The organism is Stenotrophomonas maltophilia (assembly GCF_047497515.2).
In the GTDB taxonomy this organism is placed as follows: domain Bacteria; phylum Pseudomonadota; class Gammaproteobacteria; order Xanthomonadales; family Xanthomonadaceae; genus Stenotrophomonas.
Genome location: NZ_JAXAXL020000004.1, coordinates 62,830 through 79,707, shown reverse-complemented (window position 1 = coordinate 79,707; position 16,878 = coordinate 62,830). Strand labels below are relative to the sequence as shown.

General features: G+C 67.9%; 15 protein-coding genes and 1 riboswitch. Of the genes, 7 read left to right on the top strand and 8 right to left on the bottom strand.

The window, feature by feature from the left end; all coding sequences use genetic code 11:
• Positions 1-214: 214 nt before the first annotated feature.
• On the bottom strand, positions 215-1,027 hold the full coding sequence (locus ACMZPQ_RS08895) for an XOO1806 family protein (RefSeq protein ID WP_295573480.1): 813 nt from the start codon (positions 1,025-1,027) through the stop codon (positions 215-217).
• A 148-nt stretch (positions 1,028-1,175) separates the two neighbouring features.
• Positions 1,176-2,069, bottom strand: coding sequence for an Hsp33 family molecular chaperone HslO (hslO, locus tag ACMZPQ_RS08890; protein WP_197582666.1), 894 nt, complete (start codon positions 2,067-2,069; stop codon positions 1,176-1,178).
• Positions 2,070-2,146: 77 nt separating this feature from the next.
• Here hslO and mtgA point away from each other — a divergent pair, with 77 nt between their 5' ends.
• Genes mtgA through ACMZPQ_RS08875 form a run of 3 tightly spaced genes read left to right on the top strand, consistent with a single transcriptional unit; the run spans position 2,147 to position 4,350 of the window.
• Positions 2,147-2,896: a monofunctional biosynthetic peptidoglycan transglycosylase gene (gene mtgA, locus ACMZPQ_RS08885; RefSeq protein WP_197582665.1), complete on the top strand. Its 750-nt coding sequence runs from the start codon at positions 2,147-2,149 to the stop codon at positions 2,894-2,896.
• Between the two features lie 43 nt (positions 2,897-2,939).
• Positions 2,940-3,959: a glycosyltransferase gene (locus ACMZPQ_RS08880; RefSeq protein WP_197582664.1), complete on the top strand. Its 1,020-nt coding sequence runs from the start codon at positions 2,940-2,942 to the stop codon at positions 3,957-3,959.
• Positions 3,919-4,350 (top strand): CBS domain-containing protein, encoded by a 432-nt coding sequence (locus ACMZPQ_RS08875; RefSeq protein WP_107231242.1) that lies wholly within the window; start codon positions 3,919-3,921, stop codon positions 4,348-4,350. Before ACMZPQ_RS08880 ends, ACMZPQ_RS08875 begins: the two co-directional genes overlap by 41 nt.
• A gap of 481 nt (positions 4,351-4,831) precedes the next feature.
• Here the strand turns inward: ACMZPQ_RS08875 and ACMZPQ_RS08870 are convergent, their stop codons facing one another.
• The 4 genes from ACMZPQ_RS08870 to ACMZPQ_RS08855 form a co-directional block, all read right to left on the bottom strand.
• Positions 4,832-6,805: an AsmA family protein gene (locus tag ACMZPQ_RS08870; RefSeq protein ID WP_197582663.1), complete on the bottom strand. Its 1,974-nt coding sequence runs from the start codon at positions 6,803-6,805 to the stop codon at positions 4,832-4,834.
• Between the two features lie 84 nt (positions 6,806-6,889).
• Positions 6,890-7,528: a PAQR family membrane homeostasis protein TrhA gene (gene trhA / locus ACMZPQ_RS08865; RefSeq protein ID WP_197582662.1), complete on the bottom strand. Its 639-nt coding sequence runs from the start codon at positions 7,526-7,528 to the stop codon at positions 6,890-6,892.
• Positions 7,529-7,702: 174 nt separating this feature from the next.
• Positions 7,703-9,307, bottom strand: a complete 1,605-nt coding sequence (locus tag ACMZPQ_RS08860; RefSeq protein WP_197582661.1) for a peptide chain release factor 3 — start codon at positions 9,305-9,307, stop codon at positions 7,703-7,705.
• Between the two features lie 66 nt (positions 9,308-9,373).
• Positions 9,374-10,258: a M23 family metallopeptidase gene (locus tag ACMZPQ_RS08855; protein ID WP_197582660.1), complete on the bottom strand. Its 885-nt coding sequence runs from the start codon at positions 10,256-10,258 to the stop codon at positions 9,374-9,376.
• Positions 10,259-10,407: 149 nt separating this feature from the next.
• A riboswitch (SAM riboswitch) is annotated at positions 10,408-10,526 on the top strand.
• A 76-nt stretch (positions 10,527-10,602) separates the two neighbouring features.
• Here ACMZPQ_RS08855 and metX point away from each other — a divergent pair.
• Genes metX through ACMZPQ_RS08840 form a run of 3 tightly spaced genes read left to right on the top strand, consistent with a single transcriptional unit; the run spans position 10,603 to position 13,930 of the window.
• Positions 10,603-11,634 carry a homoserine O-succinyltransferase MetX gene (gene metX, locus ACMZPQ_RS08850; protein WP_197582659.1) on the top strand — a complete coding sequence of 344 codons (1,032 nt, stop codon included), beginning with the start codon at positions 10,603-10,605 and terminating at the stop codon, positions 11,632-11,634.
• A complete protein-coding gene (locus ACMZPQ_RS08845; protein ID WP_197582658.1) occupies positions 11,631-12,866 on the top strand; it encodes an O-succinylhomoserine (thiol)-lyase in 1,236 nt (411 codons plus the stop codon). Before metX ends, ACMZPQ_RS08845 begins: the two co-directional genes overlap by 4 nt.
• Entirely contained in the window at positions 12,863-13,930 is a 1,068-nt protein-coding gene (locus tag ACMZPQ_RS08840; protein ID WP_197582657.1) for a homoserine dehydrogenase family protein, read from the top strand. Before ACMZPQ_RS08845 ends, ACMZPQ_RS08840 begins: the two co-directional genes overlap by 4 nt.
• A 35-nt stretch (positions 13,931-13,965) precedes the next feature.
• Here the strand turns inward: ACMZPQ_RS08840 and ACMZPQ_RS08835 are convergent, their stop codons facing one another.
• Positions 13,966-14,961: an alpha/beta fold hydrolase gene (locus tag ACMZPQ_RS08835; protein WP_197582656.1), complete on the bottom strand. Its 996-nt coding sequence runs from the start codon at positions 14,959-14,961 to the stop codon at positions 13,966-13,968.
• 160 nt (positions 14,962-15,121) lie between these two features.
• A complete protein-coding gene (locus ACMZPQ_RS08830) occupies positions 15,122-16,504 on the bottom strand; it encodes an L-serine ammonia-lyase (protein ID WP_049456519.1) in 1,383 nt (460 codons plus the stop codon).
• Between the two features lie 99 nt (positions 16,505-16,603).
• On the opposite strand from ACMZPQ_RS08830, the gene ACMZPQ_RS08825 reads away from it, so the two are divergent.
• The gene (locus ACMZPQ_RS08825) at positions 16,604-16,834 is read left to right on the top strand and encodes a glutaredoxin family protein (protein ID WP_197582671.1); all 231 of its coding nucleotides are present in this window, start codon (positions 16,604-16,606) and stop codon (positions 16,832-16,834) included.
• Positions 16,835-16,878: the final 44 nt, after the last annotated feature.

Genomic DNA, 16,878 nt, shown 5'->3' with positions numbered 1-16,878 from the left:
CGACGTAGTCCGTACGTGTGACATGGCCACGCCCCGCAAGGGGCGTGGCTTTTTTCATGGAGCAGGCACGGGGGATGATCCGCGCATGCGGCGCGGCCTGCACCGGATCAATGCGCGCGCAGTCGCAGTCGCATCGCCAGGCGAGGGCGGGTCGTCATCGGAGTGAAGGGTGGAGCACCGCGCGCAGCGGCGTCGCAGTAAGGCGGCAGGGAGCTTACAGATCCTGCTCGTAGCGGACGTAGGGCACGGTGCCGTCGTCGTTGCTTTCGTTGCGCGGCGAGAACGGGTTCTTGCCACGGCTGATCACGTTCTCGGCGCCCACGGTGAGCTGGCCGGACCAGGGCGTACGCCAGGTCAGGCCGATACCCAGGCCTTCCCACTTGCCGGGCTTGCCGGGCACGTCGATGACGCGGCCGATGATGCTGCCGGTGAAATTGCCGTAACCGGCGCCGATGCTCAGGCTCTTGCTGTCCCAGCGGTCGGCGATCGCCGGTGAGGCGTCGGCCAGCGGCACCAGGCGGGCCTTGGCGTAGGTGCCGGCGATGGACACGAAGCCCTCGCGGCCGATGTTCTTCTGCGCGAACACGGTCAGATCGTTCTGCTCGGCGCGCAGCGAAGGGGACTTGTTCGGACCGGCCAGCCAGGCCGGCAGGGTTTCACGGCTGTTGCCGGCAGTGATGCCCAGGCGGCTGTTGCCGCGGTTCAGCGCGGCGGTGCCGGTGAAACGCCGGCTGTTCAGATCATCGTCGTCGCCGAGGCTGGCCAGCATGCAATGGCTGGCCAAGCCGCTCATGCTGGTTCCGCTGCTGCTGCAGAGCAGGCCCAGCGAATCGCCGGAGGACAGGCCGAAGGCCGCATCCAGCGAATTGCGGCCGAAGTGCCAGCGGGCACCGGCCGCCTGTTCACCGGTGGGCTCCAGGTACAGCAGGGCCTCGACCTTACCGCTGCCCTTGTTCCACACCGGCAGTACGGTCCGGGTGTCCTTGCTCTGCGCATGCACGCCCGTGATCGCGCCCAGGGCGATCATCAAGGCCAGCGGTAGACGCAGGTAGGTACGCATCAGACCAGTTCAGACAGGGACGGACAACGGAAGTTCCCGGTGTACGGGAACTTGATCCTAGGGTGTTTATGAATTCTTAACAAGCCTTGATCCCCCCAGATGCAAGACAAGCCGCTTACTGAAGCCGTTCAGGTGCCGGCACGGTCCCCTCGGCACCGTGGAACAGTATGCCGAACTCCGTCAACGGAAAGTGATACTCGCGCCCGCAGAATTCGCAACGTACTTCGACTGCGCCGGTGTCTTCAGCGGCCGCACGGGCCTCGTCCTCACCCAGCGACTGCAGCATCGAGGCCACCCGTTCGCGCGAGCATGAACAGGCGAAGGACAGCGGCTTGCTGCCCATCAGCTCCGGCTTCTCCTCGTGGAACAGGCGGTGCAGCAGTTGATCGGCCGGGGTGGCCAGCAGCTCGGCCTTGCCCAGGGTCTCGAACAGGGCGCTGGCGCGTGCCCAGCCGTCCTCGTCGCCCTCATCGCCCGGCAGCTTCTGCAGCAGCAGGCCGGCGGCGCCGTCGCGGTCGGCCGCCAGCAGCAGGCGGGTCGGCAGCTGCTCGGACTGGCGGAAATAGTCCTCGAAGGCCTCGTCCAGTTCCGGCGCGGTCAGCGCGACCAGGCTCTGGTAGCGCTGCGGTTCGCGCGGGTCCAGGCCCGGGTTCTCGATGGTGATGGCGAGGATGGCGTCGTCGCCCAGGCGCGACAGGTCGCGCGGCGCGTCGGCGCCTTCACTGAGCTGGGCGATGCCGCGCAGGGTGCCGGCGGCGGTGCACTCGGCAAACAGGGTGCGCAGGGCGGTGCTGCTGCGCAGCTGGATCGACAGGCGGCCATCGATCTTGGTATGGCCGGTGAACAGTGCCGAGGCCACGCAGGCCTCACCGAGCAGTTCGGCGGCGCTGTCCGGGTACGCGGCATGGGACAGGATTTCCGCCCAGGTGGCCTGCAGGCGCACGTGGACGCCGCGCACACCGGCGCCGGGAAGCAGGAAGCGGATCAGGGAATCAGGGTTGGCGGTCATCGGCTCACATCGCGCGTAAACGAGGGCGGTTGCCGGATAATGCGCCGACAACCAGACAGAAGAAGGATGCACCAGTAATGGGGGCAGGGGGAGAACAGCACAAGGTAGAGGCAGTGGCAGCACCGCCGCGCCGTCGTCGCTGGCACTGGAAGCGGCTGCTTTGGCTGCCGGTGCTGCTGGCGGCCTTCAGCTGCCTGCAGGTGCTGGTGCTGCGGTTCATCGACCCTCCGGTGTCCACGGTGATGCTGTGGCGCTACGGCGAGGCGCTGGGCGAGGCGGATTGGTCCTACCGCCTGCATTACCAGTGGCGCGATCTCGACCAGATGGCGCCAAGCCTGCCGATCTCGCTGGTGGCGGCCGAGGACCAGCGCTTCCCTGACCACAACGGCTTCGACCTGCAGGCGATCGAGAAGGCCCGCGACCACAACGCCAAGGGCGGGCGCTTGCGCGGAGCAAGCACGATCAGCCAGCAGGTGGCCAAGAACCTGTTCCTGTGGCAAGGCCGCAGCTGGGTCCGCAAGGGCCTGGAGGTCTGGTACACGGTGCTGATCGAAGCGTTGTGGCCGAAGGAGCGGATCCTGGAGATGTACGCCAACATCGCCGAGTTCGGCGACGGCGTGTATGGCGCGCAGGCGGCGGCGCAAAGGTTCTGGGGCAAGGATGCCTCCCGGCTGAGCCCGTCCGAGAGTGCGCGCCTGGCCGCGGTGCTGCCCGCGCCCCGGCGCTACAACGCGGCCGCGCCAGGGCCGTATGTGCAGCGGCGTGCCGGCTGGATCCAGCGCCAGGCACGGCAGCTGGGCGGAGCGGCGTACCTGTCGGAGGAGTGAGCGCGCGGCGCCTGATCTACCGGCGGCAACGTACAATCCGGGCATGACCCGCGAACGGCTTACTTTCGTCATCGCCGCCTACAACGAGGCCCTGGCACTGCCGTTGCTGCATCCACGGGTGTGCGCGGTGCTGGATGGCCTGCCCGACATCGACGGCCACATCCTGTATGTGGACGACGGCAGCCATGACGGCACCTGGGAGGTGATTGCCGGCCTGGCGCAGGCCGATGCGCGGGTCTCCGCGTTAAGGCTGTCGCGCAACTTCGGCAAGGAAGCGGCGCTGACCGCCGGCCTGGACCTGGTGCGCGAAGGGGCGGCGATGATCCTCGATGCCGATGGCCAGGACCCCCCGGAGCTGGTGCCCCAGTTCGTCGCGCGTTGGCGCCAGGGCTACGACAATGTCTATGGCACGCGCATGGCCCGCGATGGCGAGGCCTGGGTCAAGCGTGCCACGGCGGCGGTGTTCTACCGCTTGATGGGGCGTCTGTCGCGCACGCCGATCCCGGCTGACACCGGGGATTTCCGTCTGCTGTCGCCGCGCGCGCTGAGTGCGCTGCGCGAGATGCGCGAGCGCCACCGCTTCATGAAGGGGCTTTTCAGCTGGGTGGGATTCAAGCGGGTGGCCGTGCCCTATCACCGCCACGCACGCGTGGCCGGCACCAGCAAGTTCAGCCTGTGGCGGCTGTGGAACTTCGCCCTGGAGGGCATCACCGGCTTTTCCACGGTGCCGTTGCGTGCGGCGACCTACCTCGGACTGGCGACCGCAACGGTGGCCTTCGTGTTCGGCCTGTGGGTGATCATCAAGGCCGCCCTCTATGGTGACCGGGTGGCGGGCTGGCCGACGATGATGGCGGTGATCCTGTTCCTGGGCGGGGTGCAGCTGATCGCGCTGGGCCTGATCGGCGAGTACCTGGGGCGGCTGTACGAGGAGTCCAAGCAGCGGCCGCTGTACCTGGTTGACGCGTGGCTAGCATCGGCCGTGGCAGACTCGGCCCTGCAACCCACCCTCGGAGAGCAGGCAGATGACCACGGTACGGCAACTGTTGGACGGCAAATCTCCTGAAGTACATGCGGTCGCGCCGGATGCGGCGGTCATCGATGCGATCCGGTTGATGGCGGAAAAAGGCATCGGTGCGGTGCTGGTGATGGACGGGCCGCGGCTGGTCGGCATCCTGTCCGAGCGCGATTACGCGCGCAAGATCGTGCTGCGCGATCGTTCGTCGCGGGATACGGCGGTGGCCGAGATCATGACGGCGCAGGTGGTGACGGTGTCGCCGGGCGAGCAGGTGGAGCACTGCCTGCAGCTGGTGACCGATTACCGCATCCGCCATCTGCCGGTGGTGGAGGGCGCACAGGTGCTGGGGGTGATTTCCATCGGCGATCTGGTGAAGTCGGTGATCGATGCCCAGCGGCGGGAGCTGGATCATCTGCAGCAGTACATCGTGGCGGGATGAGTTTGTCGCTGGCGGGCCTGCGGCCCGCCGGCCCGCTTTTTGAAGCCAAAGCCAAAGCCAAAGCAGCGCCTTCCTGATACGTTGGGAGGCGGAGGGTACGGCTGGTCAGGACACGCCGTAAACCCATCCATGGGGGCTCGATGGCGCCATCCATGGCGCCAACGGTCCTGCCCAGCCGCACCCTCCGCCTCTGGACATGTTCCCGCGAGCGCGGTGGGTTTCAGTGCCGATCCCCCGCTCCTGGTAGATGCCAACCTTGGTTGGCAATGGCTTTTGATTCTGCTCTTTCTTTTGACTTTGAACTTCGCTCTCGTTCCGCGCGCGCGGGAAACTGTCCGGAGCCGGAGCAAGGTGGCAGGCAGGACCGTGAGGCGCATGGATGCGCCGACCGAGCCTACAGGGACGTATTTACGGCGTGTCCTGCCTGTCGCCTTGCTCCGGCTCTACGCGCGGAAAAACGAGGCGCCGCGAAACAAACGCTCTACTTCGCATACTGCCCGCCACAATTGGCATCCTTGCCCGGCCCCAGTTCAATGGTCGCCAGCAGCGCCGCCGGCGGGGCGATGCTGCCCAGCGCCAGGGCCACGGCACCCCGGATGCCCAAGGCCTTGAAGTCCGGGCGGAACGACGGGTCCTTGAACGTGCCACTGATGTGCAGCGGCGAGCGCAGCACCAGGATGCTCTTGTCCTTTGGGCGCGGCTTCAGCAGCAGGTCGAGGGTTTCGTCGCGCAGGCTGACCGTGCCTTCGCCGATGATGATCGTATCGGTCGTATCCACCGCCAGCGCCTGGCTGGTCATCAGGCCGTCGCGCACGCCGAAGTCGGCGAAGGCGCAGCGCAGCGGAATCTGCTTGTCCCCGGTGACCAGGAATTTCAGCGACTCGGTGATGTCCAGGCCGGCCAGTTCCATCACCAGATTGCCGACATGGCCGCGGCCCATCGCCAGGCCGACCTTGCCGCTGCTGCTGCCCAGCATGGCGGCGATCGAATTGCCGCGGCCGCTCAGGTCGACTTCGCCGCCGATGCCGCCCTTGGCCTGCTCGGCCAGCTTTGCATCCGGGAACAGCTGGCCCAGCTGCACGCCACGCACGCTGGCTTTCAGCGCGGTACGGATCTGCGCCTGGCGCGCGTCCATGCGGATCGTGCTGCGGATATCGCCACCGGCCACGCCGAAGTTCAGCGGGTCCAGGCGCAGCACGCCGTCATCCAGCAGCAGATGCGCATCCATGTCGTCCAACGGCAGCGAGGGCGCGTTGATGCGGTGGGCCTTCCAGCGCACATCGGCATCCATCGCGCGCAGCTTGCCGAGGTTGTACGGGGTGTCGGGCAGTACCCGCGCACGCGCGGCGATACGCGCGGCTTCGGCCTTCTGCTCGGCGTTCGCGGTCTCGCCGCTGCCGGTCTTCGGCGGCGCACCGACGAAGCCGGCCAGGTCATCGAAGTCCAGTCGCCGGGATTCCAGCGTGGCAGTCAAACGCGGGCGTGCGCCGCCGACGTCGAACTGCAGGTTGCCACCGAGATCGCTGTCGCCGACCTTGCCGGTGAACTGCTCGTAGCGCCAGGTGTCGTGGTCGCGCTTGAGGCGGCCATTCAACGCGTACGGCGGCGAGGACGGAATGGCGATGCCGAGCAGCGGGTACAGGTCGGCCAGATCCTGGCCACTCAGTGCGAACTGCAGATCGAACACGCGCAGCTGGAACGGGTTGGTGAGCGTACCGCTGGCCACCGCGTGGGTTGCCCCGGCGTGGCCGTCGAGGTGGATGCGGAACGGGTGGTCGCTGTCGGTCAGCTGCAGCGGTGATTCGGTGCCGCCGCGCAGGGTGAACGGATTGCCCTGCCAGCGGCCCTGGCCCTGCACCAGCAGCGGCGGCGCGGCGTCGGCCTGTTTCGGCTGGCCGCTGCGCACATCCAGTCGGATGTCGGTGCGGCCGAGTGCATCGAGGAACTGCAGGCGGCCGTCGTCGATGCGCAGGCGCTTGAGCTGGGGGCCTGGCCCGCCAGCGCTGTCACCGAGGAAATCCCAGTTGCCCGGCTCGCCCTTGCGCGGGGCCGTTTCCAGCAGGACGTCCGGCCGGGTCAGGCGCACCTCGGGTAGCTGCACGCTGCCACGCAGCAGCGGCCACACCCGCACGTCGATCTCGACGCGGTCCGCGCTGGCCATGTCCGGCTGCTTCGCCCAGCTGGCATTGGCGAAGGTGATCGCGTCGGCGCGGATCGTGCTGGTGCGGCCGAGATCCACATCCAGGTGGCCGATGTGCAGTACCCGGCCGGTACGCGCCTGCACGGCGCGCTCGACCGGCCCCTTGAACCAGTTCCAGTCCCACAGCGCGATCAGCAGCAGCACCGCGGCCAGCAGGAAGATCAGGACCGTCAGCCAGCGCCGGCCACGCGGGCCGGGTCGGCGGAGGCGCCAGCGGGAGGTGCGCGATGTAGCGGGGGAGGCGGCAGCATTCACGCTGCCATGGTTGCCCCCTCATCGTGGACGGGGCGCGAAGCACCCATGTGCGCGGTGTGCACAACCCGCGCGTGGGCTCCTGTCTTACAGCACCTGCATGGTGACCGCGACGAAGTGGCAGACGCTGCCGCCGATCACGAACAGGTGCCAGATCGCGTGCGAATAGGGGATCGATTCGCGGTGGTAGAAGTAGGTGCCCAGCGTGTATGACAGGCCGCCGGCGAACAGCCAGGCCAAGGTGCCACCGTCGATCGAGGTCCACATCGGCTTGATCGCTACGACCACCAACCAGCCCATGGCGATGTAGATCACCGTGGAAAGTACCTTGAAGCGGCCGGTGTAGAACAGCTTGAAGACCACCCCGCCCAGCGCCAGCGCCCAGATCGCGATGAACAGGCCCCAGCCCCAGGGACCGCGCAGGCCGATCAGGGTGAACGGGGTATAGGTGCCAGCGATCAGCACGTAGATCGCGCAGTGGTCGAACACCTTCAACCGGCCCTTGGCGACCGGGTGCTGGATGGCGTGGTACAGGGTGGAGGCGGTGTACAACAGCAACAGCGCGATACCGAATACGATCGCGCTGGCCAGCTGCCAACCGTCGCCGTAGATCGCGGCCAGGGTGATCAACACCGCACTGGCGGCCAGGGCGAACACCGCGCCCAACCCATGGGTCAGGGCGCTGGCGATTTCTTCACGGATCGAAGCAATGGACGTCGTGGACATGGCGTAGGCATTGTTCGCGGGGAGGGGGACCCGCACCCCCCTATCATCGCCGCGATGGGCGATGCGTGCACGCCCGTCACCGTATGGTCGATGAATCCCCGCGTTGCGCGGCTGCGCCTGCGATCCGTAGATCCACGCCATGCGTGGATGAACCGCCGCGGGCCTTCCTGCGGTTCAGCCCACCGACACCGTATGCGCCGCTTCGCGGGTGGCCGAGAAGCGCACATCCGGCGAACGTTCCTGCGCCAGCTGCAGGTTGACCCGGGTCGGCGCCAGGTAGACCAGGTGGCCGGCCGCATCCAGGGCCAGGTTCAGCGCGTTCTTCTCGCGGAACTCTTCCAGCTTCTTCTCGTTGCTGCAGTGGACCCAGCGCGCGGTGGTCACGCTGACCTGCTCGAACGTGGCTTCCACGCCGTACTCGTCCTTCAGGCGGTAAGCGGCCACGTCGAACTGCAGCACGCCGACCGCACCCAGGATCAGGTCGTTGCTGGTGAGCGGGCGGAAGAACTGGGTCGCGCCTTCTTCGGACAGCTGGGCCAGGCCCTTCTGCAGCTGCTTGAGCTTGAGCGGATCGCGCAGGCGGGCACGGCGGAACAGTTCCGGGGCGAAGTTGGGAATGCCGGTGAAGGTGACCGCTTCGCCCTCGGTGAACGTATCACCGATGGAGATGGTGCCGTGGTTGTGGATGCCGATCACATCGCCCGGCCACGCTTCGGCGGCGATCTCGCGGTCGCTGGCCATGAAGGTCAGCGCATTGGCCAGCTTCATTTCCTTGCCGGTGCGCACGTGGAAGGTCTTCATGCCGGCGCTGAAACGGCCCGAGCAGACCCGCATGAACGCCACGCGGTCGCGGTGCTGCGGGTCCATGTTGGCCTGGATCTTGAACACGAAGCCGGTCAGCTTGTTCTCTTCCGGGGCGATCACACGGCCGGTGGTGGTACGCGCCTGCGGCGGCGGGGCATGCTCGACGAAGAAGTCCAGCAGCGGCTGCACGCCGAAGTTGTTCACGCCCGAGCCGAAGAACACCGGGGTCTGCTTGCCGGCGCGGTAGGCGTCCAGGTCGAACGGGTGGCTGGCGCCCTGCACCAGTTCCAGTTCGTCGCGCAGGTCGGCCAGCATCTGTGCACCGATCTTCTCGGCCAGGCCGGGGGCATCGATGGACGGGAAGATGGTCGAGTCCTGCCGGGTGAAGTTGCGGCCCGGTTCGTACAGGTGCACTTCACCGGTCAGCAGGTGCACCACGCCCTTCAGGCGCTGGCCCATGCCGATCGGCCAGGTGACCGGTGCGCACTGGATGCCGAGTACGGTTTCCACTTCATCCAGCAGTTCGATCGGGTCCTTGCCCTCGCGGTCGAGCTTGTTGATGAAGGTCATGATCGGGGTGTCGCGCAGGCGGCACACTTCCATCAGCTTGATGGTGCGCTCTTCCACGCCCTTGGCCACGTCGATCACCATCAGCGCCGAGTCCACCGCGGTCAGCACGCGGTAGGTGTCCTCGCCGAAGTCGGCGTGGCCCGGGGTGTCGAGCAGATTGACGATCTTGCCTTCGTACGGGAACTGCATCACCGAGGAGGTGACGGAGATGCCGCGCTCCTTTTCCAGTGCCATCCAGTCGGAGGTGGCGTGGCGGGCGGCCTTGCGGCCCTTGACCGAACCGGCCATCTGGATCGCGCCTCCGAACAGCAGCAGCTTTTCGGTCAGCGTGGTCTTGCCGGCGTCAGGATGGGAAATGATGGCGAAGGTGCGGCGACGCGACGCTTCGGTGGCGACTTCGGACATGGCAGTGGCGCCCGCCCGGGGCGCTTTTCAAAGAGATAAGCGCTCGATTATACCGGCCGGGGCCGGTCAGCGCCCGGTGCCGCCGTCGGCGTCGCCCTGGCGGGCGAAGTGCAGCTGGCCCTGCGCGGTGAAGATGCGTGCCGGTACCGAGCGCAGGCCCATGCCACGGTTGACCTGCACCACGAAGTGCAGGTGCGGGGCGCTGCTGTAGCCGCTGTTGCCGGACAGGCCGATCGGCTGCCCGGCCTGCACCGCCTGGCCGCGGCGCACGCGCATGCCACCGGCCTGCAGGTGGCCGTACACGGCCATGCTGCCGTCGCTGTGCAGCACGCGGATGAAATTGGCACGGGCACCATCGCGTTCCCGGTCCAGGCCGTTGCCCTGGAAGCCGTCCTGGATCTGCATCACCGTGCCTTCGCGCGCGGCCAGCACCAGGGTGCCCTCCGGAAGTGCGAAGTCGACCGCCTCGCGATTCTCTTCGTCACTGTGGCTGAACCGACCCTGCGGCGACTGGTCCACGCGCAGCTGCGCGGCCTCGAAGGGCAACCGGTAGGCGACGTCCTCGGCCTGCGCGGCCGGGTTGCCGGGCACCGACTGCAGGCGCAGGTCCAGCGCGCGGCCGTTGGCTGGGGCAGGCAGGTGGCCGACCACGAGGCTGCTGTCGCCCTGGACCAGGGACTGCACCGGCAGGCCTTCGACGGCGCGTCCAGGTGCGGCGCGCAGTTCGATCTGCAGCGGCCCCGCCAGCGTGTTGTCGATGCGGGCCTGCCATTGTTCGCCCACTGGCTGCAGGCGCAGTCGAGCCATCGGCGGGGCATCCCGGGTCGATTTCCCCGCGGTGGCAGGGGCGGCCTGGGGCACCAGCCCCCAGCCCTGGCGCCAGTCGCCTGCATGGGCCGTCGCGCTCGCCAGCAGGCACAGCAGCAGGCAGGTCGGGGGCAGGCGTGGCATCCGTGGTTCCGGTGGAGAGGGGCCGCCGGGACTGTACCCGATCCTGAACGGGACGACCGGGACAGCCTTCGCAGAGTTCAACCGAGGATATCCATCGCTTTATCCGCATGAAGGGATTGACAGTGCCGGAAAGGGCTGGCATCGTGGCCCCACCATCGAGACCGGCAGAGGGACAGGCCCTTTGAAGCCGGGGCAGCCCGCAGGCGCGCAAGCGACTGCGTAGGTGCCAAATCCTGCGGGGACCGTGGCGTCCACCGAAAGATGGTTCGAACATGCACCCCACGTGCATCTCGAACGCGGGCCCCGCGAAGGCTCGATGGCCGATTCCCCAACCGGATCCCGCCATGAGCTTCGCCGCCAGTACCGCGCTTCGCCCCGAACCCTTTGTCCCCGTCAGCGTGCCGGTCGATGACCGCGTGCATGCCGAGCGCGGTGAGTTCGCCGCGGTGCTGTCGATGCGCCACGCCGGCCCCAGCCCGGTGCGCCTGCGCTATGAGTGGGTCGGCCCGGCGAATGCGCCGGTGGTGGTGCTGGCCGGCGGTATCTCCGCGCATCGCCACGTGGCCTCCAATCCGCAGTTCAGCGAGAAGGGCTGGGCCGAAGATCTGGTCGGCAATGGCCGCGCGCTGGACCCGCAGCAGCTGCGCGTGCTGGCCTTCGACTTCATCGGCGCAGACGGCGCGCTGGACGTTCCGATCGATACCGCCGACCAGGCCGATGCGCTGGCGCTGCTGTTGGATCATCTCGGCATCCGCGCGCTGAAGGCGTTCGTCGGCTATTCGTATGGCGCGCTGGTCGGCCAGCAGTTCGCGATCCGCCATCGTGCCCGCGTGCGTCAGCTGGTGCTGGCCAGCGGCGCACATCGCCCGCACCCGTATGCCGCGGCCTGGCGCGCACTGCAGCGCCGCGCGGTCGCGCTCGGCCAGCTGCAGTGCGGCGAAGATCACGGGCTGGCGCTGGCCCGCCAGTTCGCCATGCTCAGCTACCGCACCCCGGAAGAATTCGGCGAGCGCTTCGATGCCGCGCCGGAAGTGATCAATGGCCGCGTGCGCGTGGCCGCCGAAGACTATCTCGACGCCGCCGGGGCGCAGTACGTCGCGCGTACACCGGTGACCGCCTACCTGCGCCTGTCCGAATCGATCGACCTGCACCGCGTGGACCCTGCCGCGATCCTGCCGCCGACCGTGGTGGTGGCCGTGGAGGGCGATCGCCTGGTGCCGCTGGCTGACCTGGTCGGCCTGGTCGAAGGACTGGGTCCGCGCGGCAGCCTGCGCGTGCTGCGCTCGCCTTATGGCCACGACGCCTTCCTCAAAGAAACCGATCGCATCGACGCGATCCTCGCCACCGCCTTCCGTACCTCTGGAGAGTCCGCATGAGCCTGCACGCCAACGAGCCGTCCTGTAGCCGTACCACTGCCGCTGTCCGTGCCGGCATCGATCGTGATACCGCGCATGGTGCGGTCACTCCGCCGATCGTGCTGTCGTCGAACTTCAGCTTTGAAGGCTTCGGCAACAAGCGCCAGTACGACTACACGCGCAGTGGCAACCCGACCCGCGACCTGCTGGGTGAAGCGTTGGCCGAGCTGGAAGGCGGCGCCGGCGGCGTGATCACCGCCACCGGCATGGGCGCGATCAATCTGGTGCTGAACGCGCTGCTGCAGCCGGGCGACACGCTGGTGGTGCCGCACGATGCCTACGGCGGCAGCTGGCGGCTGTTCAACGCGCTGGCGAAGAAGGGCCACTTCGAACTGGTCACCGCCGACCTGACCGATCCGCGTGCGCTGGCCCAGGCGCTGGCCACCCAGCCGAAGCTGGTGCTGGTGGAAACGCCGTCCAACCCGCTGCTGCGCATCACCGACCTGCGCTTCGTCATCGACGCCGCGCACAAGGCGGGCGCGCTGGTCGTGGTCGACAACACCTTCCTGTCGCCGGCCCTGCAGCAACCGCTGTCGTTCGGTGCGGACCTGGTGCTGCATTCCACCACCAAGTACATCAATGGGCACAGCGATGTGGTGGGTGGTGCGGTGGTCGCGCGCGATCCGGCACTGCACGAGCAGCTGGTGTGGTGGGGCAATGCGCTGGGCCTGACCGGCTCACCGTTCGATGCGTTCCTGACCCTGCGCGGCCTGCGCACGCTGGATGCGCGCCTGCGCGTGCACCAGGAAAACACCGCCTCGATCGTTGCCCTGCTGGACCCGCATCCGGCGGTCGGCAGGGTGTACTACCCGGGCCTGGCCGATCATCCCGGTCATGCCATCGCCGCACGCCAGCAGGACGGCTTCGGCGCGATGCTGTCGTTCGAGCTGGCCCACTGTGCCGGCGACGATCCGCACGCGGCGGTGCGCGCGTTCGTCGATGGCCTGCGTTGTTTCACCCTGGCCGAATCGCTGGGCGGCGTGGAGAGCCTGATTGCGCATCCGGCGACCATGACCCACGCGGCGATGACCGCCGAAGCGCGAGCCGCTGCCGGCATCAGCGAGGGCCTGCTGCGCCTGTCGATCGGCATCGAGGCCGAGCGTGACCTGCTGGCCGATCTGGGCGCCGCCTTGCAGCGCGCCGAAGCGGTGATCGATGCAGCCGCGCGCCGCAAACAGGTGGTGGATGCATGAGCGCGCTCGCCGCTGAAATTCCCGTGCTGGGCGCAGGACGCCTGGCGTTGCTCGGCACCGGCACGGTAGGTTCGGCGTTCGTGCAGCGCTACCAGGCGCTGCAGGCACGCGGGCTGGAACTGCCCAGCGTGCAATGGCTGGCCAATTCGCGCACTGCGCTGGAGATCGATCGCGACCTGGCGTTGCCGCTGGAACTTGCCCGGCGAGCACCACGCGATGGCCAGAGTTCGCCGCCGTGGGCGAGTGCGGAAGGACTGGAGCGTGGCGACGTGGTGGTTGATGCGACCGCCAGCGAAGACGTGGCCGCACGCCATGTGCAGTGGTTGGCGCGCGGCGTGCACGTGGTCACCGCCAACAAGCTGGGACGGGGCGCGCAGCTGGCGCGCGCGCAGGCGATTGCCGAAAGCTGCGCCGACAGTGGCGCGCGCTACGGCGACAGCGCCACTGTGGGGGCGGGCCTGCCATTGTTGAGCAGCCTGCGCGCGCTGGTGGCCGGTGGTGACCATATCCACGCCATCGAGGGCGTGCTGTCCGGTTCGCTGGCGTGGCTGTTCCATCGCTATGACGGCCAGTCGCCGTTCTCGGCGGCAGTGCGCGAAGCGCTGGCGGCTGGCTACACCGAGCCGGATCCGCGCCTGGACCTGTCCGGCGAGGATGTGCGCCGCAAGCTGCTGATCCTGGCCCGCAGCAGCGGGCTGGCGCTGGATGCGTCGCAGGTGCAGGTGGATTCACTGGTGCCCGCAGCGCTGGCGGGCTTGCCGCTGGATGAAGCAGTTGACGCGCTGGAACAGCTGGATGCGCCGCTGCAGGCACGCTGGCAACAGGCGCGCGACAACGGACGCGTGCTGCGTTTCGTCGGCCGCGTCGATGGCCAGGGTGCGCAGGTGGGCCTGCGCGAGCTGCCTGCTGATCATCCGTTGGCACAGGGCGCGGGCACCGACAACCGCGTGGCCATCCACAGCGATCGCTATCAGCGCCAGCCGTTGTTGATCCAGGGACCGGGTGCCGGCGCGGAAGTCACCGCCGCCGCGTTGCTGGACGACGTGCTGCGCATCGTGCGGTAAGGGATCGCCGGGCATCGCCCGGCGTGACCCCCACCTCAGCGCGACTTCAACGCCTTCAACAACGCGGCGTTGAACTGTTTCGGATCCTGTACCTGCGGCGAATGGCCCAGCTCGGCGAATTCGACCAGTGTTGCGCCGGGGATCGCCGCCGCGGCGGCCTTGCCCAGCACCGGGTAGTTGCCCAGCGTGGCCTTCAGCGCCGGTGATGCGCGATCGCGGCCGATCGCCGTGCGGTCCTTCTGGCCGATGAACAGGGTGGTCGGTACCTGCAGGTGCTTCAGTTCGTAGACCACCGGCTGGTTGAACACCATGTCCGAGGCCAACGCCTGGCTCCACGCGACGGCCTGCTTGCCCGGCCCTTCGTACATGCCCGACTGCATGCGTGCCCACGGCTCGTAATCGGGTTTCCACTGGCCGTCGTAGTACACGTCCAACTGGTAGCGCCGGATGCTGTCGTAGCTGGTTTTCAGTTCGCCGGCATACCACTCGTCGACGCTGCGCCACGGCACGCCCAGCGCCTTCCAGTCCTCCAGCCCGATCGGGTTGACCAGCGACAGGCTGCGCAGGTCCTGCGGGTACATCAGCGCATAGCGTACCGCGAGCATGCCGCCCATCGAGTGCCCGACCAGGTGCACCGGCACATCACCCAGCTGCAGCTGCTGCAGCAGGGCATGGGTGTTGGCGGCGAGCTGGGCGAACGTGTACTGGTAGCGCTCGGGCTTGCTGGATTTGCAGAAGCCCACCTGGTCCGGTGCGATCACCCGGTAGCCCGCGGCCAGCAGCGGGGCGATGGTCTGCTGCCAGGTGGCTGCGCAGAAGTTCTTGCCGTGCAGCAGCACCACCACGCCGATGGCACGCCGTTTGGGCAGGACATCCAGGTAGGCCATTTCCAACGGCTGCTGCTGCGATTCCAGCGCGAAGGTCTTCACCGGATAGCCGTAGTCGAAGCCTTCCAGCCGCGGGCCGTAAGTTGGCGCGGCGAGGGCGGACAGCGGCAGGCAGGCAAGCAGGGCGGCGGCGAGCAGGCGCATGGGAGAGTCCGGGGCAGGGAAGTCCCGAGCCTAACCGGAACACCGTGACGGTGTCGCCCCGCGCGGTAGAGTCGACCGTTGGTCGACTAGCCTTGAAAAACGCGCGGAATTCCCGCGCTGCGCGCGACAGTCGACCAACGGTCGACTCTACCTACGGTGTTCAACACTCGATGACGTTCACCGCCAGGCCGCCGCGGCTGGTTTCCTTGTACTTGTCCTGCATGTCGCGGCCGGTATCGCGCATGGTCTTGATCACCTTGTCCAGCGATACCTTGTGCTTGCCGTCGCCGCGCATCGCCATGCGCGAGGCGTTGATGGCCTTCACCGCGCCCATCGCATTGCGTTCGATGCACGGAATCTGCACCAGGCCGCCGATCGGATCGCAGGTCAGGCCCAGATTGTGTTCCATGCCGATTTCCGCGGCGTTCTCGATCTGGCTGGGGTTGCCCCCCAGCGCCGCGACCAGGCCACCGGCCGCCATCGAACAGGCCACGCCCACTTCGCCCTGGCAGCCCACTTCGGCGCCGGAAATCGAAGCATTTTCCTTGTACAGGATGCCGATCGCCGCCGAGGTCAGCAGGAAGTCGAACACGCGCTGCTCGTTGGCGCCGGGGCAGAAGCGGTCGAAGTAATGCAGCACCGCCGGCAGCACGCCGGCGGCGCCGTTGGTCGGTGCGGTCACCACGCGACCACCGGCCGCGTTTTCCTCGTTCACCGCCAGTGCGTACAGGTTGACCCAGTCCAGCGTGGTCAGCGGATCGCGCATCGCCGCTTCCGGCTTCGACGACAGCTCACGGTACAGCGCCGGTGCGCGACGGCCCACTTTCAGTCCGCCCGGCAGCACGCCTTCCTCGCGGATGCCGCGCGCCACGCAGGACTGCATCGCGCTCCAGATCTCGCGCAGGTTGGCGCGGATCTCGTCCTCGCTGCGCCAGCACTTCTCGTTCTCGAACATCAGCTGGGCGATGCTCAGGCCGCTGCGCGCGGTCTGCGCCAGCAGCTCGTCGCCGCTCTTGAACGGGTAGGGCAGCGGCGTCTCGTCGGGCACGATGCGGTCATCGGCCGCGTCGTCCTGGTTGACCACGAAGCCACCGCCAACGGAGTAGTAATCGCGGGTGGCGATCACTTCGTCGTCGGCGTTGTAGGCGGTGAAGCGCATGCCGTTGGTGTGGTACGGCAGCTTCTGGCGCTTGTTCATGCCGAGGTCGCGCTTCTCGTCGAAGGCGATCTCGTGCTGGCCCATCAGCTGGATGCGCTTGCTGCTGCGGATGCGCTCCAGGGTGGCCGGAATGATGTCCGGATCGATCAGGTTCGGCCGCTGGCCTTCCAGGCCGAGCAGGATCGCCTTGTCGGTGCCATGGCCGCGACCGGTCAACGCCAGTGAGCCATAGACATCGGCGCGGATGCGCGCGACCTCGTGCAGGCGGCCCGGATCGAGCAACCAGCGATGGATGAATCGCTCGGCGGCCTTCATCGGCCCGACGGTGTGCGAGGAACTCGGGCCAATGCCGATCTTGAAAACGTCGAACGTGCTGACAGCCATGGATGCCAAACTGCGGGTACCGGACAAGCCGCTATTCTAGCGGCTTGCCGGGCCATCCGATGGCTGCGGCGCAGCATTTGCGTCATGGGAGCCGAACCGGTGTTGACCTTGATCCAGCGTGACGATTGCCACCTGTGCGACCTGGCCCTGGCCGAACTGGCCAAGGCGCGGGCGCCGGAGTTCGAATCGGTGTTCCTCGACGACCAGCCGGCGCTGGAGGCGCGCTACGGGGCGCGGGTGCCGGTGCTGCGCGACGAGGCGGGCGGCCGCGAGCTGGACTGGCCGTTTGATGCAGCCACCGTGCAGGCCTGGCTGGCCGCAGCAGGGTAGGTTAGGTAGTGGGGGGGGGGGGGGGGGGCGCCCCCCCCCCCCCC